This window comes from Vibrio sp. YT-16 (genome assembly GCF_033337405.1).
Lineage (GTDB): Bacteria > Pseudomonadota > Gammaproteobacteria > Enterobacterales > Vibrionaceae > Vibrio > Vibrio alginolyticus.
Window position 1 is genome coordinate 80,052 of the sequence record NZ_JAWOQQ010000008.1, and the last position, 20,616, is coordinate 100,667.

General features: G+C 43.9%; 21 protein-coding genes. 10 read left to right on the top strand and 11 right to left on the bottom strand.

Going from position 1 to position 20,616, the window contains the following annotated elements; genetic code table 11:
* Window positions 1-16: 16 nt before the first annotated feature.
* The 3 genes from R7F07_RS14590 to R7F07_RS14600 all read right to left on the bottom strand — a co-directional run bounded on the left by R7F07_RS14590 (window position 17) and on the right by R7F07_RS14600 (window position 3,130).
* On the bottom strand, window positions 17-871 hold the full coding sequence (locus R7F07_RS14590) for a co-chaperone YbbN (RefSeq protein WP_005388628.1): 855 nt from the start codon (window positions 869-871) through the stop codon (window positions 17-19).
* Window positions 872-1,343: 472 nt separating this feature from the next.
* On the bottom strand, window positions 1,344-2,171 hold the full coding sequence (locus tag R7F07_RS14595; protein WP_064353702.1) for an SDR family oxidoreductase: 828 nt from the start codon (window positions 2,169-2,171) through the stop codon (window positions 1,344-1,346).
* Between the two features lie 44 nt (window positions 2,172-2,215).
* Window positions 2,216-3,130, bottom strand: coding sequence for a TIGR01777 family oxidoreductase (locus tag R7F07_RS14600; RefSeq protein WP_171343132.1), 915 nt, complete (start codon window positions 3,128-3,130; stop codon window positions 2,216-2,218).
* A gap of 255 nt (window positions 3,131-3,385) precedes the next feature.
* Here R7F07_RS14600 and R7F07_RS14605 point away from each other — a divergent pair, with 255 nt between their 5' ends.
* From R7F07_RS14605 to yfcE, 6 genes are all read left to right on the top strand, one after another.
* Complete coding sequence (locus tag R7F07_RS14605; protein ID WP_005382077.1) at window positions 3,386-4,120, top strand: DUF1538 domain-containing protein; 735 nt, start codon at window positions 3,386-3,388, stop codon at window positions 4,118-4,120.
* Complete coding sequence (locus R7F07_RS14610) at window positions 4,117-4,908, top strand: DUF1538 domain-containing protein (RefSeq protein ID WP_171343131.1); 792 nt, start codon at window positions 4,117-4,119, stop codon at window positions 4,906-4,908. Before R7F07_RS14605 ends, R7F07_RS14610 begins: the two co-directional genes overlap by 4 nt.
* Window positions 4,898-5,248, top strand: coding sequence for a P-II family nitrogen regulator (locus R7F07_RS14615; RefSeq protein ID WP_005382084.1), 351 nt, complete (start codon window positions 4,898-4,900; stop codon window positions 5,246-5,248). The genes R7F07_RS14610 and R7F07_RS14615 overlap by 11 nt, the downstream gene beginning before the upstream one ends.
* The gene (locus R7F07_RS14620; RefSeq protein WP_005382085.1) at window positions 5,245-5,652 is read left to right on the top strand and encodes a CBS domain-containing protein; all 408 of its coding nucleotides are present in this window, start codon (window positions 5,245-5,247) and stop codon (window positions 5,650-5,652) included. The genes R7F07_RS14615 and R7F07_RS14620 overlap by 4 nt, the downstream gene beginning before the upstream one ends.
* A 149-nt stretch (window positions 5,653-5,801) precedes the next feature.
* Window positions 5,802-6,011 (top strand): hypothetical protein, encoded by a 210-nt coding sequence (locus tag R7F07_RS14625; protein ID WP_005382086.1) that lies wholly within the window; start codon window positions 5,802-5,804, stop codon window positions 6,009-6,011.
* A 75-nt stretch (window positions 6,012-6,086) separates the two neighbouring features.
* Complete coding sequence (gene yfcE / locus R7F07_RS14630) at window positions 6,087-6,632, top strand: phosphodiesterase (protein ID WP_047102892.1); 546 nt, start codon at window positions 6,087-6,089, stop codon at window positions 6,630-6,632.
* A 38-nt stretch (window positions 6,633-6,670) separates the two neighbouring features.
* Here yfcE and R7F07_RS14635 read toward each other — a convergent pair whose 3' ends face one another.
* Genes R7F07_RS14635 through R7F07_RS14650 form a run of 4 tightly spaced genes read right to left on the bottom strand, consistent with a single transcriptional unit; the run spans window position 6,671 to window position 9,178 of the window.
* Window positions 6,671-6,949 (bottom strand): SelT/SelW/SelH family protein, encoded by a 279-nt coding sequence (locus R7F07_RS14635; RefSeq protein WP_005382088.1) that lies wholly within the window; start codon window positions 6,947-6,949, stop codon window positions 6,671-6,673.
* Window positions 6,950-6,970: 21 nt separating this feature from the next.
* On the bottom strand, window positions 6,971-7,726 hold the full coding sequence (locus R7F07_RS14640; RefSeq protein ID WP_054728937.1) for a sulfite exporter TauE/SafE family protein: 756 nt from the start codon (window positions 7,724-7,726) through the stop codon (window positions 6,971-6,973).
* Between the two features lie 46 nt (window positions 7,727-7,772).
* A complete protein-coding gene (gene toxS / locus R7F07_RS14645) occupies window positions 7,773-8,288 on the bottom strand; it encodes a transmembrane regulator ToxS (protein ID WP_005382091.1) in 516 nt (171 codons plus the stop codon).
* An 11-nt stretch (window positions 8,289-8,299) separates the two neighbouring features.
* Window positions 8,300-9,178 (bottom strand): transcriptional regulator, encoded by an 879-nt coding sequence (locus R7F07_RS14650; protein ID WP_017819958.1) that lies wholly within the window; start codon window positions 9,176-9,178, stop codon window positions 8,300-8,302.
* 271 nt (window positions 9,179-9,449) lie between these two features.
* Here R7F07_RS14650 and htpG point away from each other — a divergent pair, with 271 nt between their 5' ends.
* From htpG to hemH, 3 genes are all read left to right on the top strand, one after another.
* A complete protein-coding gene (gene htpG / locus R7F07_RS14655; RefSeq protein WP_053303298.1) occupies window positions 9,450-11,354 on the top strand; it encodes a molecular chaperone HtpG in 1,905 nt (634 codons plus the stop codon).
* Between the two features lie 320 nt (window positions 11,355-11,674).
* The gene (gene adk / locus R7F07_RS14660) at window positions 11,675-12,319 is read left to right on the top strand and encodes an adenylate kinase (protein WP_005382094.1); all 645 of its coding nucleotides are present in this window, start codon (window positions 11,675-11,677) and stop codon (window positions 12,317-12,319) included.
* A 166-nt stretch (window positions 12,320-12,485) separates the two neighbouring features.
* The gene (gene hemH, locus R7F07_RS14665; protein ID WP_054575221.1) at window positions 12,486-13,448 is read left to right on the top strand and encodes a ferrochelatase; all 963 of its coding nucleotides are present in this window, start codon (window positions 12,486-12,488) and stop codon (window positions 13,446-13,448) included.
* Window positions 13,449-13,497: 49 nt separating this feature from the next.
* Here the strand turns inward: hemH and R7F07_RS14670 are convergent, their stop codons facing one another.
* Window positions 13,498-14,886 (bottom strand): peptide MFS transporter, encoded by a 1,389-nt coding sequence (locus R7F07_RS14670; protein WP_005382097.1) that lies wholly within the window; start codon window positions 14,884-14,886, stop codon window positions 13,498-13,500.
* 333 nt (window positions 14,887-15,219) lie between these two features.
* On the opposite strand from R7F07_RS14670, the gene rfaH reads away from it, so the two are divergent.
* Window positions 15,220-15,720: a transcription/translation regulatory transformer protein RfaH gene (gene rfaH / locus R7F07_RS14675; protein ID WP_005382098.1), complete on the top strand. Its 501-nt coding sequence runs from the start codon at window positions 15,220-15,222 to the stop codon at window positions 15,718-15,720.
* 115 nt (window positions 15,721-15,835) lie between these two features.
* On the opposite strand, the gene asnB is transcribed toward rfaH, so the two are convergent.
* From asnB to nagC, 3 genes are all read right to left on the bottom strand, one after another.
* Window positions 15,836-17,500, bottom strand: coding sequence for an asparagine synthase B (asnB, locus tag R7F07_RS14680; protein ID WP_171343130.1), 1,665 nt, complete (start codon window positions 17,498-17,500; stop codon window positions 15,836-15,838).
* Window positions 17,501-17,730: 230 nt separating this feature from the next.
* Window positions 17,731-19,320 (bottom strand): cation:proton antiporter family protein, encoded by a 1,590-nt coding sequence (locus R7F07_RS14685; RefSeq protein ID WP_318110529.1) that lies wholly within the window; start codon window positions 19,318-19,320, stop codon window positions 17,731-17,733.
* An 81-nt stretch (window positions 19,321-19,401) separates the two neighbouring features.
* Complete coding sequence (gene nagC / locus R7F07_RS14690) at window positions 19,402-20,616, bottom strand: DNA-binding transcriptional regulator NagC (protein WP_042523152.1); 1,215 nt, start codon at window positions 20,614-20,616, stop codon at window positions 19,402-19,404.

Consider the following 20,616-nt stretch of genomic DNA (forward strand, 5'->3'; position numbering starts at 1 on the left):
TAGAAGAATGCGGCGCTTAGTACAAAATTGAGTAAAGCTGGCGACGATATTTGCTTGCTAATGCGTTACCTTGACCTAGTGCACTGAGAATATCCATAAAAGTCTTCTTCACGTCACCGTCTTGGGCGCCCAAGTCTTTTTTAAGAATATTCCACAGCAGTTCCAACGCTTCTTCATCCCGACCAACTTGGTTGTATTGTACCGCCAATTCACAAGCGAGTTCGAAGTTTGCCATGTCTGCTGCGTATGCTTGTTCTAGTCGCTGTAACTCAGGGCTATCTGCAGCCTGCAAATGCAGCTCGAGCTTGGCTATTAGGCTCTTGTAGTAGTTATCTTGATACTCGAGAGGGATAGCGTTCAGTAGTTCTTGGGCAATATCAAATTGTTTGGTTTCTAGCAAACAATCAGCCATCGCGAGTTTCACATCACCACGCTCTTGCAGCTCTGGCGGCAAAGTGTGGATGATGCTCAAAGCCTGAGCATGCTCACCTTGCTGAAGAAGTTCACTGACTTGTTTTAATAGTTGTTCATCTGGGCTTGGCAAATGCTTTTGTAGCATGGTAGCAATGGCATCAATTGGCTGGGGGCCTCCTAGACCATCGACGGCTTGACCATTTATAAACAGCGCGATAGTTGGCAATACTTGCACGCCAAATTGAGACGCTAAAGCGGGCTGATCTTCACAATTTAGTAGAGCAAGCGTAAATGCACCGTTGTACTGTTGAGCAAGAGATTGCAACTCAGGGAGTATCTGTGCGCTTTCTGGTTGAGCGTTGGCCCAAAAGTGGATCAAAACGGGCGTGTTCATTGATCCTTCAAGCGTTTCGCGAAAGTTCTGTTCTGTTATCTCAACGATAAATGGGGATTGCATCAGAGTATCCTTGCCTTGTGTCTTGTCGTTGATATTAGATATGGAGTTGATTTAGGTGAAATTCAAGCGACATTCACCATCAATAATGAATCATTCTATTTTGAGAAAACGTGAGGTAATAGAGTGAGGTTATTGCTGCTCAGGTGTTAGATAAAAAGAAAACGCTGCCGAAGCAGCGCAATTCTAATGCTATTTGTTAGTGCGGTATCAAAATAGGATGAACATGGTCAACACTACACCCACACTAAGCCAGTTAAGCTGATTTAATGTCATTGTTGCCTCGCAGTAGTATAAACATTGCTACAAAACGTAATGGGTGGCGATACCAAATCTAAGCAACTCAATCACTTTGGGCGAAAGAATCCCCGCTGAATTGCGTAGAAATTGATTCGTTTAGTTGAGGTTTTTTTAACCTACATGTTCATAATGACATCACATTGTTACGGTGAAATTACATTTCGACAAAACTTTTTTATGCAGCCTGTCGCAAAATTTTATCAAGTACACGGGTTGGTAATAGTCTTTTCAAGACTGCGAATAATTTAGTCGGTGTAGTAATTCGATAACGAATTTTCGGTGAAACGCTAGTTAATGCATGAAGAACTGGTGCGATGCAAGACTCTGCAGGCAAAACAAATCGATTATTAGACTTGTCGTTGTTGAGTCGCTCTCTTTGTCCTTCATAAGCATGACGATGGGGGCTAGATTCAATATCAACCCACTTCTCAAAGGCTCGTAATGCATTGTTTCTAAATTGAGTTTCGATCGGTCCTGGTTCTATCAATGCCACTTTGATATTCGTATCCGCAAGCTCTAGCCTGAGCGTATCTGTCCAGCCTTCTAAGGCAAATTTTGATGAATTATAGGCGCCACGGTATTTCATTGCGGCAAAACCAAGAACAGAGCTGTTTTGTATGATGCGTCCTTCGCCTTGCTGGCGCATATGAGGAAGCACCTCTCTGACCAACTGGTGCCAACCAAAAAAGTTGGTCTGAAATTGATCTTGAAGAGCCTCGGTGGGTAAGTCTTCCAGTGCTCCGGGCTGACCATAGGCACCATTATTGAACACTGCGTAAAGCTTACCTTCTGCTAACTCTAGCGCTTGCTTCACGCCCGAAGAAATGCTTTCTGGGCTATTTAGGTCTAGATTGATGCAGGTTAGCCCTTCATTAATTAGGCGCTGGACATCTTGTTCTTTCCTACAAGATGCAATGACATTAAATCCCTTGTTTTGTAGGGCGTGAGCGCACACGTAACCGATGCCGGTTGAACAACCCGTAATAAGAATCGACTTTTTCATAATTTAATTTAAGACTCAGAAACATTGATTGGAGCCATCATTCATCAGCTCCGGTCATGAAGCAAGTGCTTGAGTGCTGGCTCTATTCTGGAGTAGCTAAATTTAAAGCCCAGTTCGGTGAGTTTTTTGGGTTTGGCTCTCATGCTATCAAACAACAAGCAGGAAGATTCTCCCATTAGGAGTTCCATCGCCCATTTAGGCGTGAACAAGATATGCGGACGTTTTAGCGTTTTAGCTAGTGTGCCGCTGAATATACGATTAGTCACAGGATGGGGGGCGCACATATTGAATGCACCGTGGGCATGTGGTGTTTCAAGCAAGTACATGATAGCGCGGATCATATCTAGGATGTGAATCCAAGGCATGTACTGATTACCGTTCCCAAGTGAGCCGCCTACGCCAAGCTTGTAAGGTAATAGCATCTTTGCCAACGCACCACCATTAAGGCCGAGTACCACGCCAGTTCTCAGTAGACAAACCCGTGTTTGTTCCGACTCTGCGCGCTTAGCTATTTGCTCCCACTTTGCACAAACCTCGTGAGGAAAGCCGTCGCTATTAACATGTAAGCACTCATCAAACGGATGATCTTGTTGGTCACCATAGTAGCCAACTGCCGAGCCACTAATAAAAACAGAGGGAGGTTCGGTACTTGCGTGGATCAGCTCAACAATTTGTTCGGTAATTTTCCAACGACTTTTGCAGACTTTTTCTTTTTGCTCGCTGGTCCACCTTTTATCCGCAATAGGCTCACCTGCAAGATTAATGACGGCATCAACGTGATTGAGATCGGCGAACGACTCGAGCGAGTCAAGGTATTCGATATTACCCAGATCAGCATGCTGTAGGCGTTGTTTTGCTCGCTCTGGAGAGCGTGTAAGTAGCATAACCTGGTGAGTTGATAGCAGCTTGAGCAACTCCGAGCCAATAAACCCAGTGCCACCTGTGAGTAATATCTTCATGTTATCTCTTTGAATGTACACGTATTAGAACATTATAGTCGCTTTGTGCTTAGCTTGATCATCTCAACACCATTATTTCTAGGATAGTGACAAGCTGACAGAGAGGCTATTAACTTCACATATTAGAAAATATGTAACTAAATGTTATAGATGGCGCTAGTGCATTCACGGTAGAAGAGTGAAATCTATGCCAGACTAGAAGTTATCGCTCATTGGAACGAGCGTAATCAGTTTGCACAATCAAGGAGGATAGGCATGGAAGCATTTGTTGCGCTTTTTCGAGCGCTCCTCAATAGTGCTCGTGATTTATTACCCATCATCATTGTTATCACTTTTTTCCAATTAGTCGTTTTGCAAGAGCCGCTGCCCAACCTGGTCTCCATTCTTTTTGGCTTGTTGCTTGTCGTTTTAGGATTAACCTTTTTTATCTTTGGCCTAGAACTTGGTCTTTTTCCTATCGGAGAGAGTATGGCTCAAGCCTTTGCAAAAAAAGGCAGCGTGTTTTGGTTATTAGTCTTTGCGTTTTGTTTGGGGTTTGGCACCACGATAGCTGAACCTGCATTAACCGCGGTAGCGGAAGAAGCCTCAGAAGTTGCGGCAGAGGGCGGAATGATCGCTAACTCAGAGCAGTCCATGCAGGATTACGGAGAAGGACTTCGAGTAACAGTAGCTCTCTCAGTGGGGATAGCCATCGTTATCGGCGTTTTGCGTATCTTAAAAGGGTGGCCGATTCATTACATGATCATTGGTGGCTACGTCGGCGTTGTAATACTGACGTGGTTTGCACCTGAAGCCATTATTGGCGTTGCTTACGATTCCGGAGGTGTAACAACGTCCACCATAACAGTACCTTTGGTCACTGCACTGGGTGTCGGTTTAGCGTCTTCTATTAAAGGGCGTAACCCTATGGTGGATGGCTTTGGTTTAATCGCTTTTGCCTCGCTGTTACCGATGATGTTTGTGATGGTTTACGGAATGGTCGTAACATGATTTCAATTGATCATTTCCTAGACACTTTGTTATCGACCGTTCGAGACGTCGTTCCCATCGCCAGCATTATTTTTGGTTTTCAGTTAGCGGTGTTAAGGCGTCCTGTTAGCAACCTTAAGAAGGTTTTGTTTGGGTTCGTTTATGTGATTTTCGGGTTAGCTCTTTTTTTACTTGGATTAGAAATGGCGTTGTTTCCACTTGGGGAGACGATGGCTGTGCAATTAACGGCGCCGGAGTTTTTACAAGAGTTCAAAGTATCGGTAGGGAAAGCCTTAATGTGGGTCGACTATTATTGGGTTTACACCTTCGCCTTTTTTATAGGCTTTAGTACCACGATTGCAGAGCCTTCTTTAATCGCTGTAGCGATAAAAGCAAACCAAGTCTCTGGAGGCAGTATCAGTATTAACGGCTTGCGCGTAGCCGTTGCGTTTGGGGTGGCAATTGGTATTGCATTAGGTAGTTACCGGATTGTCGTAGGCGATCCCATTCATTATTACATCATCGCGGGTTACATCGTCGTTGTGATTCAAACGTTTTACGCTCCTAAGCTTATTGTTCCACTCGCCTACGATTCTGGAGGCGTAACAACTTCTACCGTCACTGTCCCACTTGTAACTGCATTAGGGTTAGGGCTTGCTTCGACCGTCCCTGGAAGAAACCCAATGATTGATGGCTTTGGCTTGATCGCGTTTGCCAGTCTATTTCCTATGATCTCTGTGATGGGCTATGCGCAAATAACCCAGTGGCTGAATAAAAACGTCTCGGAGGAAGAAGAAAATGCGCTTTAAATTGATACTTGCGTTTGTTGAAGACAGCAAAACAGACAAGGTGTTGGACGCTGCACGCGATGCTGGTGCGACCGGTGCTACAGTGATTAACAATGCTCGCGGGCAAGGTTTAAATCAAAAGCGAACGTTTTTTGGTTTAACGCTAGAAGTGCAAAAAGATGTGCTGCTGTTTGTGGTCGAGGAACATCTCTCTCGACACATATTAGAAACCATTAATGAGGTTGGTGAATTCGACAGAGAGTCGGGACAGGGGATTGCTATTCAGATCGATATTGAAGATGCAGTCGGTGTCGCGCATCAAGTCGAGACATTGACCAAAGTGGTCGAGGATGAATTATGAGTGATCAAACGATAATTAGAGTTCGAGATGTTATGGCGGCAACGTATGTGATGGTTGATGGACTGATGACCGTATACGAAGGCATAACGCTAGCGAAAAAATACCAAGTCAAAGCGCTGGTGGTGAAAAAGCGAGATGATAATGATGAATATGGCATTGTGTTGATGAATGATATCGCCAAAAAGGTGCTGGCGAATAATCGTTCTCCTCAGCGCACAAATATTTATGAAATCATGACCAAGCCCGCTTTGTGTGTCGAACCAGATATGAACGTAAAATATTGTGCACGTTTGTTTGAGCGATTTGGCATAAGCAGAGCGCCGGTCATTGAAAGTGGCGAGGTCATTGGGATGGTGAGTTATAACAATATTGTCATCAATGGTATGGTGCGAGAAGAAGTGTAATAGGTTGATATAAATGAAAAATCAACGAATTTTTTCTCAAGTCAGCGACTGTTACAAAGAACTAAAATATTTAATATATGTTAGGTTGCATATGTGTTAATTCACCATTATTCTTTGCGCCCTAAGCCTAATGTCGAGGAATCTGTATCATGCCTTTAGTCTCTTGCCCCGTGTGTGAGAAACAAATCTCAAAACGCGCTCATGCATGTCCAGGATGCGGAGAGCCCGATCCGCTGCACCATCTAGCCAAATCAAAATTTATGTCGATGGTGTTTTGGATACTGGTGTTGGTTGGAACAGCGTATGCAGCATGGTTCTATGTTTTGCCTATGGTCATTGAATCATTGCGCTATCAGTAGTATTCAAACCGTCGTAGGTTGAGCTGCTAAAAAAATGCCGTAGAATGACCTCATACTTTTTGAGGAGACGATGTCGTGAAACTATTTTTTGCCTCAGACCTGCATGGCTCTTTGCCAGCAACTAAAGAAACCATTGATCTATTTTTGGCTTCTGGTGCGCACCACCTGATTTTGCTAGGAGATACGCTGAACCATGGGCCGCGAAACCCTATTCCGGAAGGCTACAACCCTCCACAGGTAGCAGACTTATTGAACCAATACAGTGATCAAATTATTTCTGTACGTGGCAACTGTGATAGTGAAGTAGACCAAATGCTATTGAAGTTTCCAATGATGATGGATTACTCATGGGTGCTACTTGAATCTGGCAAGAGAATCTTTTTGACTCATGGTCACTTGTACAACTCTGAAAAACGGCCGCCACTGCGTGAAGGTGATATCATCGCCCACGGTCATACACATGTTCCCGTCGCAGAGATGCAAGATGGAGCCATTATATTCAACCCAGGCTCGATGACATTCCCACGTAATGGCTTACCGAGAAGCTTTGGTACTCTAGAAGGCAATAAGCTAACGGTAAAAACGCCAGAAGGCGAAGTATTAGCACAAACCATGATTTAACGGTTTTACTAAGTAAAAAATAGGGAGCGAATTGCTCCCTATTTTGTGTCTGAATGTCCTAAATCGCGTTCTGGGTCGATAATGTCTCTAACGCGCTGTTTTAGCACCTTGGCTTCAGGAAAGCCGCTGTCTTTTTTCCGTTCCCAAATTTGCTGGCCATTACAGAAAATTTCGAAGCGACCACCTGTGTCCGGGTGTAAGCTGATTGTTTCTATTTCTTCGCTAAAAGTATGCAGTAATTCTTGCGATAGCCAAGTTGAACGCAACATCCAGTTGCACTGGCGGCAGTAATAAATATCAATGATTGCTTTATCCATGAAACTTTCCTTTTAATCTTTTTAAACCAGCAACTTGATGCCCACCGCAAACGTGAGAATTTCGAATGCAACTTTAATCACTCTGTTACTGTATCGAGTCGCGGCCCATGCGCCTAAACTGCCGCCTAGAAAAGAGCTTAACAATAAAACAGGTAACCAAGCCCAGTGAATAGGCGCCCCTGCCTGTACGACGGCAATGCCTCCAATGCCATTCCAAAACAGGCCGACACAAATCATGGTGTAAGCAACGGCTTGTTTGTAGTCGTAACCAAACCAGCGCACCAAAAATAGTGTCACGAGCAAACCAGAACCTGCGGTAAGAGATCCGTTAATGATGCCGATAAACAGTAAGCCAATTCCACCAATAACCCAACCGATAGGATGACGGTTACGTATTACTTCAGCTTGGCCTAGCGATGTCTTAAATCGCGAGTAGATACCTAGCGCTAGGATCATCGTGCCGAGCATCTTTTCCGCGATACCATCAGGGATCTGTACAATTAAGTTAGCCCCTAAAATCACGCCAATACTACCGGACAAGATAAGGTAGAGCGCGATTTTCCATTTAATAGTGCCTGATATTAAATGCGTGCTTGCTGCGCCTAAGCCTAAAGCGACCGAAGCCACCTTATGTGTGCCTAGCGCAACGGAGAACGGTAAGCCGAGAAAGATGAGTAAAGGGAATTGAAGCAAGCCTGCTCCGCCACCGGAAAGTGAAGCCAGCGTGTTGGCGATTAGTGAACCGAAAAAGAGAGTAGTGGTATCTAGCCAATCCATAAGCAAAACAAAGGGGGCGTCTTGCCCCCTTATCATCCAATCAAAATTAGTTTTTAAACAGTACCGAAGAACCGTGGTTCAAGCTAGTGAGCAAGAGTGTTTTTTCGTTCACGACGTCAATACGACGACTTTGCTCCGCATCTAGCTTAAAAATTTGAGTAATCAAACGTAGCTGTGCTTCGGAAAAGTCTTTTGATTGAGAAGATGAAATATCTTTAAACTCCGAAGGCGAGACCAACAAATAGTTGTCACTTACTTCCCAGCGGCCTTTTTCCGAGATATTTATCGTTGATTCTGCGGTTGAACCTTGAGCGAATAGTTTTATATTTGCTACGCGAATATAGTCACCATTAGGGAGATATTTCACGTTTGATTCAACATTAACTCGGCGTAGTGGGCCGACAGTATCGTCAGGCAAGCTGTCTGTAATGACTGTCACCATGGTCGACTGCCATTCGTTTGCTGTGAGGAGCTGCTCCACTTTTAGGTCACTTCCCCAATACAACCAACTACTGAAAAGAACGGATACGGCCAAAACCGCAGATGCTAATTTAATCTTCATATTGGCCTCCTTTATTTGCAGATGTCTGTTGGATCGTTTTGACCTGCGAAAATACGCAGTGTTACGTTCTCGTAAGAGTGGTTACTGTCATGAATGTAGTTCAGAATCAGCTGGTTATTTTGTCCACCAGTGGCAATCACTTCAACTGGCAACGAGTCTTCTGCATGGTGCTTCACGTAGCGCTCAATGCATTGCTCTATTGAAGGCAACCAGTTGTTGATTTGAGGGTGATTTACAGGTGTCATCACTGGTACATTTTGATACTCACCAATCTGACGGAATTGGGATTCCGCAGGGTTCGTGAATAACAATACGCAAACAGGAAGCAGCAGAGACAAAAAGATAATGACACGCGGTAGCCAGTTAATCGTGTTAGATGCTGGCTTCGGCTGAGTTTTAGTCGGCTCTACTTGAGGCTCAAGATCAGCAGTAGTATCGGTCACTATCTCTGTTGGTGGTGTATCGCTCGCTTCTAACTCCACTGCTGGCGCTTCGTGTTCAGAAGCGGTTTCTTCAACGTCAGTGTTAGAGTCAGTAGAAAATGGGCTCAAGCGTTCCACTGAACAAATGAGTTGGTAGCCACGTTTAGGTACCGTTTTAACAAACTCTGGAGATTTTGTTGAATCCTTCAACATCTTACGCAGAGTAGAAATCGCTTGAGTCAGGCTTGAGTCATCCACCTCAAAACCTTGCTCACGCCAAACAAACTCGTGAAGCTCGTTACGGGTTAAAACTTCGTTTGGTCTCTCTGCCAACATCAGAAGTATACGGCTTTCGTTGCTTCCTAATCGTACAACGTCGTTGCCGTTTTGTTGGTCAGCGAGCGAATTACTATTTGGATCAAAGGTGAACCTTTGAGCAAGTAGAAATTTGGTGCCAATGTTAGTCATTTAGTTCTTCTTAGATGGATGATGTTGTAATTATGGTGATTTATGTCACAAAATTACCGGGGCGCTTGGAGTGCGCACGACATTTTAGATGCTTTTAGACGGGTAGGATAATTAAAATTTTCTAAAAAAACACCGTTTTTAGCAATATTGACCTTGAATTTACATTTGTCAGCCACATGTTAAATGACATCTCGGTAAGGTGATTTCAAGGGGAAAGTCACAAACTTGTCCCTATGAAAAAGCCAATTAGTTTAGATGTTATGGAGCACACATGAGCGAAACCGTATCTCAAAATAAAGAAACTCGTGGTTTTCAATCAGAAGTAAAACAACTACTGCATTTAATGATCCATTCTCTTTATTCAAATAAAGAGATCTTTTTGCGCGAGCTGATCTCTAACGCATCAGATGCATCAGACAAACTGCGCTTTCAGGCGTTATCTAACCCAGATCTATACGAAGGTAATGCAGATCTTTGCGTGAAACTGTCGTTTGATGAAAGCGCAAATACCTTAACCATTTCTGATAACGGTATCGGTATGAGCCGTGATGATGTGATTGAGCACTTAGGAACAATCGCAAAATCTGGAACAGCCGAGTTTTTCTCAAAGCTATCTGAAGAGCAGAGCAAAGACTCTCAGCTTATTGGTCAGTTTGGTGTTGGTTTCTACTCGGCATTTATCGTTGCTGACGCCGTTACCGTGCGCACTCGCGCTGCGGGTCTAGCCGCTGATGAAGCGGTACAATGGCACTCAGCGGGTGAAGGTGAGTACACCATCGAAAACATTACCAAAGAGTCACGTGGTACCGACATCATTCTTCATATGCGTGAAGAGGGTAAAGAGTTTTTGAATGAGTGGCGTCTACGTGACGTTATCAGTAAGTACTCTGATCACATCGGCATTCCTGTTTCAATCCAAACTGTCGTTCGTGATGACGAAGGCAAGGAAACAGATGAGAAAAAGTGGGAGCAAATCAACAAAGCCCAAGCACTGTGGACGCGTAACAAATCTGATATTTCAGAAGAAGAGTATCAAGAGTTCTACAAGCACGTATCACATGACTTTGCCGATCCCTTGGTCTGGAGTCATAACCGTGTAGAAGGTAAAAACGACTACACGAGCTTACTATACATCCCATCGAAAGCACCTTGGGATATGATGAACCGCGACCACAAATCAGGCTTGAAACTGTACGTACAGCGCGTATTCATTATGGACGATGCAGAGCAATTTATGCCGTCATACTTACGCTTCGTACGTGGTTTAATAGACTCAAACGATTTACCGCTAAACGTATCGCGTGAGATTTTACAAGACAATAAAGTGACTCAGTCTCTACGTAATGCTTGTACTAAGCGCGTGCTAACGATGCTCGAGCGTATGGCCAAGAATGACGAAGAGAAATACCAATCATTCTGGAAAGAGTTTGGTCTTGTGATGAAAGAGGGCCCTGCGGAGGACTTTGCAAACAAAGAGAAAGTTGCAGGTTTATTGCGCTTTGCTTCAACTGAAGTGGACTCTTCTGAGCAAACTGTGGGCTTGGCGTCTTACGTTGAGCGCATGAAAGAAGGTCAAGATAAGATCTACTACTTGACGGCAGACAGCTATGCAGCTGCGAAAAACAGCCCTCACTTAGAACAGTTCAAAGCGAAAGGCATTGAAGTTATCTTGATGTACGACCGCATTGATGAGTGGCTGATGAACTACTTAACTGAGTTTGATGGTAAACAGTTCCAGTCAATCACTAAAGCTGGGCTTGATCTAAGTCAGTTTGAAGATGAAGCAGAAAAAGAGAAGCAAAAAGAAACCGAAGAAGAGTTCAAGTCGGTTGTAGAGCGCACGAAGTCTTACCTAGGCGATCGTGTGAAAGAAGTTCGTACGACCTTCAAACTCGCATCTACGCCTGCTGTTGTGGTAACGGACGATTACGAAATGGGCACTCAAATGGCGAAGCTTCTTGCGGCAGCTGGTCAAGCTGTGCCGGAAGTGAAATACATCTTTGAGCTAAACCCTGAGCACAAATTGGTTAAGCGTATGGCTGACGAAGCCGATGAAGAAGCGTTTGGTCGCTGGGTTGAAGTTCTGCTTGGTCAGGCAATGCTAGCGGAGCGAGGCTCTATTGAGGATCCAACAGAGTTCTTAGGAGCCGTTAATCAACTTTTGACTAAGGTGTAATAACCTCTGCAAATCAAAAAGCTCGCATTTCGCGAGCTTTTTGTTTGTTGTCGCAAAATTTTGCATCTCAAGTGCTGAGTTAATAATCAATAGGGCGTGAAAGAGGGTACTGTTAACATTCTTTAGTCTTAATACACTCTTTGCTCAGAGAACCTGTGATAGAATCTGCGACTTGAATGTGAGTAATAAGGCGTGTATTTTTGCTCGCCTATATACGTTATACCGAAACTTATCGTTGCAGGTGCTTCTCAGGTTTGATGTCTAAGAGGTCAGCTATTGTGAGCTTCGGTATAAATCTTAAATATTAAAGAGGATAAATCATGCGCATCATTCTTCTAGGTGCTCCAGGTGCAGGTAAAGGCACACAAGCAAACTTCATCATGGAAAAATACGGTATTCCACAAATCTCTACTGGTGATATGCTTCGTGCTGCTATCAAAGCAGGTACAGAGCTTGGTAAACAAGCTAAAGCTGTTATTGACGCTGGTCAGCTAGTTTCTGATGAAATCATCCTTGGTCTTATCAAAGAGCGTATCGCTCAAGAAGACTGTGCAAACGGTTTCCTACTAGATGGTTTCCCACGTACTATCCCTCAAGCTGACGGCCTAAAAGAAATGGGCGTAGACGTAGACTACGTTATCGAATTTGACGTTGCAGACGATGTGATTGTTGAGCGTATGGCTGGTCGTCGTGCTCACCTTCCTTCTGGTCGTACTTACCACGTGGTTTACAACCCGCCTAAAGTGGAAGGTAAAGATGATGTAACTGGTGAAGATCTTGTTGTTCGTGATGACGACAAAGAAGAAACAGTACGTGCTCGTCTAGGTGTTTACCACGAGCAAACTGCACCGCTAATCAACTACTACGGCAAAGAAGCTGAAGCAGGCAAGACTAAGTACCTTAAGTTTGATGGTACTAAGCAAGTAGCTGAAGTTAGTGCGGATATCGAGAAAGCACTATCTTAATTTGCTGAAGTCAAAAATTTAATATTTTGATATATTGAAAGCGGCCCAAGTGGTCGCTTTTTTAGTTTACTCGTAAACATATATCTAATTAACCTCAGCTCGGCTATTCGTTACTTCGAGGTTACTTAAATATATGAACCAAGCCGTTTACCATGAATAGGATGTTATGAAAGAGAATAATAAACAGGGTGTACTCCTAGTTAACCTGGGAACTCCTGACGCACCAACCGCTCCTGCCGTAAAGCGCTTTTTAAGTCAGTTTCTTCATGATCACCGAGTGGTAGACATGACTCGATGGCTTTGGTGTCCACTATTGCACGGCGTTATCCTTCCTATCCGAGCTCCTAAAGTTGCCAAACTCTATCAATCAGTATGGATGGAAGAGGGCTCGCCGTTGATGGTGTACTCTAAACGCCAAACGGAAAAGTTGGCACAAAAGCTTGATATACCTGTAGAGCTTGGTATGACGTATGGTAACCCAGGTTTACAATCAGGCTTTGAAGCCCTATTGGCGCAAGGCGTTGATGAAGTCATTGTTTTACCTTTGTATCCGCAATACTCGGGCACAACAACGGCAGCGGTTTCTGACGGAATCACTAAAGCATTTAAAAACCTGCCTGTGATGCCAAGCTTTAGCTTTATTCGTGATTATTACAATCACCCGAAATATATTGAAGCGTTAGCGCATTCAGTTCGTGAACATTGGCAAAAGAATGGTCAGGGAGATTACCTGCTGTGTTCTTATCATGGTATTCCAAAACGCTATGCTGACAATGGTGATGTTTACCCACAGCATTGTGAAGAGACGACTCGCTTGCTTGGGGAAGCGTTAGGTTTAAGCGAACAACAAATTGGCATGACGTATCAGTCCCGATTTGGGAGAGAAGAGTGGCTTCAACCTTATACCGATAAGACCCTAGAGGCACTTCCTGCAAAGGGTGTGAAAAATATTAATGTTGTGACCCCCGCATTTTCGTCAGATTGTTTAGAGACGTTGGAAGAGATCTCGGAAGAGTGTAAAGAGATTTTCCTTGAAGCTGGTGGCGAAAACTTTACCTACATCCCTTGTTTGAACGATAGTGAACTTCATATCGAGATGATGGTTGAGTTAGTTCAATCTAAACTTTAGATACAAAAAAGGGTCGCAATAGCGACCCTTTCTACGTTTAGTTGAGCGATCAAGCAACTTGTACTTGCTGCTCTTCTACTTGCTCTGCCGTGCTGTGCGTATTTTCAGCGCCATGCATCCAGCGAACGAGTGTATTAGAGAATAGGAGCAAAATTACGCCACTTACGGTTGCGCTGACCGCAATACCACTAAAGATAGCCATAGCGCCTAACTCGCCTACGTGAGAGCCCACATAGCCCGCAACATAGTTAGCAATCGCATTACAGCCAAACCATGCACCCATCATAAGTGAAGCTAAGCGAAGCGGTGCTAATTTAGTCACCAATGAAAGACCAATTGGTGATAAACACAGCTCGCCTAATGTGTGGAAGAAGAAAGCGCCGACCAACCATAACATCGATGTTTTTACTGTTGTATCTCCACCTTGTTCTAGCACTGCGCCAACCATACAAAGGAAACCAATCGCCAAGAAAAATAGTGCCATCGCAAATTTCACTGGCGAAGTAGGTTCACGTTTACCCAATTTTACCCAAAGGACAGCCAGAACTGGCGCTAGAGTAATAATGAAAAATGGGTTTAGTGATTGGAACCACGCAGCAGGAACTTCGAAACCACCAATCATGCGATCAGTATATTGTTGAGTGTAGATGTTCATCAGACCACCAGCTTGTTCAAAGCCTGCCCAGAAGACAATAGTGAATAAGCTCATGACCAGAATTACTTTTAGTCGATTCACTTCTTCTTTGGTGAGTGGCTGCTTCGTGGTGGCGTTTTTGTTGTTTAGATCTCGTTTCGCCGCTGGTTCGCGACCAATATCACCAAGCCATGATTGAGCCAGTACCATTTGCATCACTAGGCTAACCAGCATACCCACACCAGCGGCAACAAAGCCAGCTTTCCAACCGTAAGAGGTTGTCACAGAGCCAGAAACGACGCCGGCAAGTAATGCACCTAAGTTGATACCCATATAAAAGATAGTGAATGCGCCGTCACGACGGTTGTCACCTTCTTGATAAAGGTCGCCAACCATGGTTGAGATATTTGGCTTAAAGAGACCGTTACCAGTGATAAGTAGGCCAAGACCTAAATAGAAACTGTGTAGCGAACCAATACCTAAAGCATCAGCAGGAAGTGCAAGAGTAAACTGGCCGATGGCCATTAACGCGCCACCAAGCAAAATTGAGCGACGTTGACCTAAATAGTTATCTGCTAGGTAACCACCGATAAGAGGCGTGATATACACAAGCCCTGTGTATATGCCGTATAGGTCTAATGCGTCTTTGGTTGACCAGCCAAGGCCGCCATTCATTGTTGTATCAGTAAGGTAAAGCACGAGAATGGCACGCATTGCGTAGTAAGAAAAGCGTTCCCACAGTTCTGTACCGAACAATAAGAACAGGCCACGTGGATGACCAAAATATTGATGTTGGTTTGACATAAGCTCTTCTAATAATAGTTATTACATTTTTTAACGACTTCTACGTATACAATGCAATTCAACGAGTGACAAATAATAAAATTTTGCCATTCAACTATTTTTGTTTGTTAAGTGGCTGTTTTTGATTGGATTTGCAGATTATATGATGGTGTATTGGTTGTGTTACAAACTTAATTTCCATTTTTGCCTATGGACTTCTTTATCGTAAGTTGCTGAAAAATGTCGTTAATGCGAGCGATGTATAATCATACTTTTATAGATAAACTGAATATCAATGACTCAACTTTGGCTTAATGCTAGGATAAAAACAAAATAGAATTGGCTAGTAAAAAGATGAAACGTTGGTATCTACTTTATTGTAAACGTGGGGAGCAGGTTAGGGCGAAACAACACCTTGAAAATCAAGGTGTAGAGTGCTTTTATCCAACTGTAGAAGTTGAGAAGATTTTGCGCGGTAAAAGACAAAAAGTCGAGGAACCGCTGTTTCCTTGTTACGTATTCGCTTACTTTGATTATGAGCAAGGGCCAAACTTCACCTCAGTCCGCTCTACTCGAGGTGTTGTTGACTTTGTGCGTTTTGGTGCTCAACCGAAAGAAGTTCAAGGTGACTTGGTCTTCGAATTGATGCAGCTAGAAAAGTGTTGTAATGACAATACCGTTTCTGAATGTATGCCAAAACCAGGCGATCAAATTAGAGTTAAAAGCGGTCAATTTGCGGGCATAGATGCCATCTTCCAAGAACAAGATGGTGAGAAACGCTCAATTATGCTAGTTCAGATGATCACCAAGCGTGTGCCTGTCAGCATAGACAATAGTGATTTAGATTTAAAATAGCCTAATTCCATCAAACATAAAAAGAGGTGCAAAAGCACCTCTTTTTGATCGTATCTAATTTTCTGTCTGTTTTAAAAGGATTGGACGAACCGACCCTTATCTTTATCGTAGAGAATTAGTATGAGTCGTTGTGAACGGTCTGTACTGCACGACCTGATGGGTCAACACAGTTTTGGAACGATTCATCCCATTCAATCGCCTTCGCTGAAGAACACGCTACTGAAGGGCCTCCTGGTACACACTCTGCTGCTGATGGAAGTGGGAATAACTCTTCAAAGATTTCACGGTACGCGTAGCCTTCTTTTGTCGTTGGCGTGTTGTATGGGAATCGATATTGAGCTGTTTCCATCTGCTGGTCTGTCACTTTCTGTTCTGCTACTTCTTTCAGCGTATCGATCCAACTGTAGCCAACGCCATCAGAGAACTGCTCTTTTTGACGCCATGCGATCGATTCTGGCAGGTAGTGCTCGAAGCACTCACGAAGGATGTGTTTCTCCATTTTACCGTTGCCACACATCTTGTCTGCTGGGTTCAAGCGCATTGCTACATCAATGAACTCTTTATCTAGGAAAGGTACGCGTCCTTCAACTCCCCATGCTGCCAGCGACTTGTTAGCACGAGCACAGTCGAACATGTTCAGAGCAAGCAGTTTACGCACTGTCTCCTCGTGGAACTCTTTCGCGTTTGGCGCTTTGTGGAAGTAAAGGTAGCCACCAAAGATTTCGTCAGCGCCCTCACCAGACAATACCATCTTGATACCCATCGCTTTGATCTTACGACCCATTAAGAACATAGGTGTTGATGCGCGGATAGTCGTCACGTCATACGTTTCAATGTGGTAAATCACGTCACGAATCGCGTCCAAACCTTCTTGAATCGTGTACGTCATTTCGTGGTGAACGGTACCAATTTGGTCGGCAACTTCGCGAGCTGCTTTCAGGTCAGGCGCGCCTTCTAGGCCAACAGCAAAAGAGTGCAGTTGAGGCCACCAAGCTTCAGACTTTTCATCATCTTCAATACGCATCGCTGCAAAGCGTTTTGCTACCGCAGATGTAATAGAAGAATCTAGACCGCCTGAAAGAAGTACACCGTAAGGCACGTCAGTCATTAGTTGGCGTTTAACAGCCGCTTCTAGCGCTTCAGTTAATTCTTCTTTGCTAGTGCTGTTACCTTGTACTGCTGCGTACTCGTTCCAGTCACGAACATAGTAACGTGTTGGCTCAGTATCTTTAGAGCTGTAGTAGCTACCAGGAGGGAATTCACTTACTGTTTTACATACTGGAACAAGAGCCTTCATCTCTGATGCCACATAGTAGTTACCATGCTCATCGTGACCTTGATAAAGAGGGATAATACCAATATGGTCACGGCCGACTAAATACTCATCTTTTTCTTCGTCGTAGAGCACAAAAGCGAAAATACCGTTTAGTTCTTCAAGGAGATCTGCACCCATATCTTGGTAAAGTGCAAGAATGACTTCACAGTCTGAATCGGTTTGAAATTCGTACTTTCCTTCGTAACGAGCACGAATTTCTTTATGGTTGTAGATTTCACCATTGACGGCAAGGATGAGCTTCTTATCAGGGCTGTATAGCGGCTGTGCACCACTATTTAGACCAACAATCGCCAAGCGCTCGTGCGCTAAAATAGCACGCTCTGAAGAGTAAATCCCAGACCAGTCTGGGCCACGGTGACGAAGTTTTTTCGACATCTCTAATGCGATAGGGCGCAATGCGGCTGCATCGCTTTTAATGTCTAAAATGCCAAATACTGAACACATACTACATCCTTACTAAACTAAACAATTTCTAATCGGTATGGTTTAAATTTGCCATTACTAATAAAAAAAGCAACGTTTTGTGATTAAAAAAATGATAAAAGGCCTTGTTGTATGGAAAATATTTAACTCAACCGTTGTTTTGGTGAATGAGATCAAGGTTTGGTATAAAAACTATACAAAAAAGGCTTTCTATCAATAGAAAGCCTTCCGAAAAATATCAGTGCTGTTGCTTATTTAATTGGTGTGAATTTAGGTTGAAGTTGTTTACAGACGTGTCGAGCAAAACCGCTACCAGCTTCACTATATATATTGAATGCTGCGTCAACGCCATTTTCAAGTAAGCCTTCCAATTGATCTGGGTATTCGGCGATAGCGGCAATTTGCCCCTTATATTTTCTGCGTTTAAGCTGCTCAAGTGCTGTTTGGTTACCTTGATGATGTGGCATTGCAAGCAGAACCAGTTTTACATGACCTGTATCTAAAATTCGCTCCCAGAAATCCGGGTCGGTGGCATCACCAGAAATCACATTTCTTCCTTCTGAACGATGATGATGTGCAGCGTCTTCACGAATTTCTATACCCAATGAAATTTTGCCATAGCGTGAGCGTAGCTCATCATAAGCGCCCGTTCCAATACGCCCCATACCTAAGATCAATACTTGGGCATGACCTGGGTTGATGAGTTGGTCGCGTTGATTGAGCTTTTCTACCGCTGTCTCTTGCAGCCACTTACCTGAATGTTGATAAATTTTATGGCTAAGGCGGTTAAGTGGCGCGGAAATTACAAAGGATACCGACACCGCAACCGCAATCGCAGCAAGCATATCACTTGGCATCCAGCCCATTTTATAGGCCAACCCAGCAACAATAAGACCAAACTCACTGTAGTTAAATAGTGATAAAGAGGCGAGCAAAGAGGTACGTACTCGAAACTTAAAATGATTAATAGTGACGAAGTACAAGAGTCCTTTGATTGGTAGCAGTAAGATAAATAGCAGGGTGAGAACGACGCCATTCACGCTCAATGAGGCGGATAAACCAATGTTTAAAAAGAAGCAGACTAAAAAGAGCTCCTTCATATTGAATAATGACTTGGATAGTTCTGAGGCTTTTGGGTGACCTGCGAGTAGCATGCCTAAAATTAGCGCGCCCAAGTCTGGTTTCATCCCGACCAACTCGAATAGCCCAGCACCGACAACAAGCGCGAAGAAAATACCGAATAGCACCAGCATTTCGCCGTGGCCAACTTTATCGAGCAGCTTATAGAATAGGGGACGAAGGAAAGGCAGTGCGAACAAACCGATGGCATACCATTCTGGGACTTTTCCGGTTGAAGCAGTCAGGAATACTACGGCAAAAATATCTTGCATAACCAAAATACCGATCGCGAGTGTGCCGTAGGTCGCGTTCATTTCGCCTTTTTCTTGCAATGCTTTTACGGCAAAAACGGTACTAGAGAACGATAGTGCAAAAGCTAAAAGCAGGATTTGGCTGCCGTCCATACTGGCTAGCGAAGTCAAGCCCAGTAGTTTTAAGCCGGATAACGCTAGGGCAAAAAAAGCGGTAGAGAGTATGTTGTGGGCGGTTGCCCCTCCCCATATTTCTTTGGACAGCAGGGTTTTTACATCGAGTTTGAGTCCAATAGTAAACAGAAGAAGAGTAACACCAAGATCTGCGAGAGTGACGATAACGTCATTGCTTTGGTAACCAAATGCATGCAAGCCAAATCCAGCTAGTAGAAAACCAACGAGGGGAGGGAGGCTGCATTTAAGCGCAATAAAACCAGCTAAAAAAGCGGCTGTAATTAGAATAATTTCCATACTGTTAAGCTGTATTCCTGATATACAAAAACGGGCTGTGAAAACACAGCCCGAGATTGTAACTCAATTGGTTGTATAAACTTAGTCTTCCAGTAACTTTTGTAACAAAACTCCGTTCAGCATAGCGCGTTTAATCATCGCAAATGCGCCCATCGTTGGCTGCTTATCAATGTGAGAAGCCACGATAGGGAGGTCGTTATGGAAAGTTTTAAGAGATTGATTCTCTACGTTGCGTTGAATTGCAGGGAAAAGAATATCTTGTGCTGCAGTAATATCGCCAGCAATTACAATTTTCTGTGGATTAAATAAGTTAACCGTAATCGCAATCGCTTTACCTAGCTGGTTGCCCACTCGCACTAAACTCTGTTTCGCAAGTTCATCACCATTCATTGCGTGCTGACATACCGCTTCAATTGTGATGTTTTCAAGGTCGGTTAAGCTTGATTCGTATCCTTGAGTAATCAGTTGCTTCACTCGTTGAATAATCGCTGGGTTTGCAGCTACGGTTTCTAAACAGCCAAAGTTTCCACATTGGCATTGCTCACCAAGCGGGTCAATTTGGATATGACCAATTTCACCGACGTTGCGGTTAAAACCAAGAAAAACCTGGCCGTTAACGATAATACCTGCGCCAGTACCGCGGTGGACGCTAACCAAAATAGAATCCTGGCAGTCTTGGCTTGCCCCAAAGTAGTGCTCAGCCAACGCCATGCCACGTACGTCGTTGCCAACAAAGCATGCTGTATTAAACTTCTCTCCAACAATTTCACCGAGAGCAAGATTATCGATATCGGTATTAGGCATGTATTCGACCACGCCAGTTGTTGGGTTAACAAGGCCCGGTAAAGTGATGCCGATAGCGATGAGTTGATCAATTTTGTCTTCGCAACGGCTTACGAAATCTTTTAATAAATCGATGAGTCCTGCGATTAAGTCTGCTTGGTTAGTGTAGTACAGTTCATGCTGATCTTCTGCCAGCGCGGTACCACCTAAATCGTATAAACTGAACTGTACGTAATCTCGACCTAAGCGAACGGCAATCGAATGAAAAGGTTTGACTTCAGTAGTCAAAGAGATCGCACGACGACCACCAGTTGAAGCTTGTTGGGCGACCTCCTTAATAAGGCCGCGCTCTAAAAGTTGGCGGGTTATTTTGGTAACACTAGCAGGCGCGAGCTGACTCACGTCCGCGACTTGAATACGGGAGATAGGACCTTGCTGATCAATCAGCCTATATACCGCAGCGCTGTTAAGCTGTTTTACTAAATCTACATTACCAATCTGTCCGCCATTCAT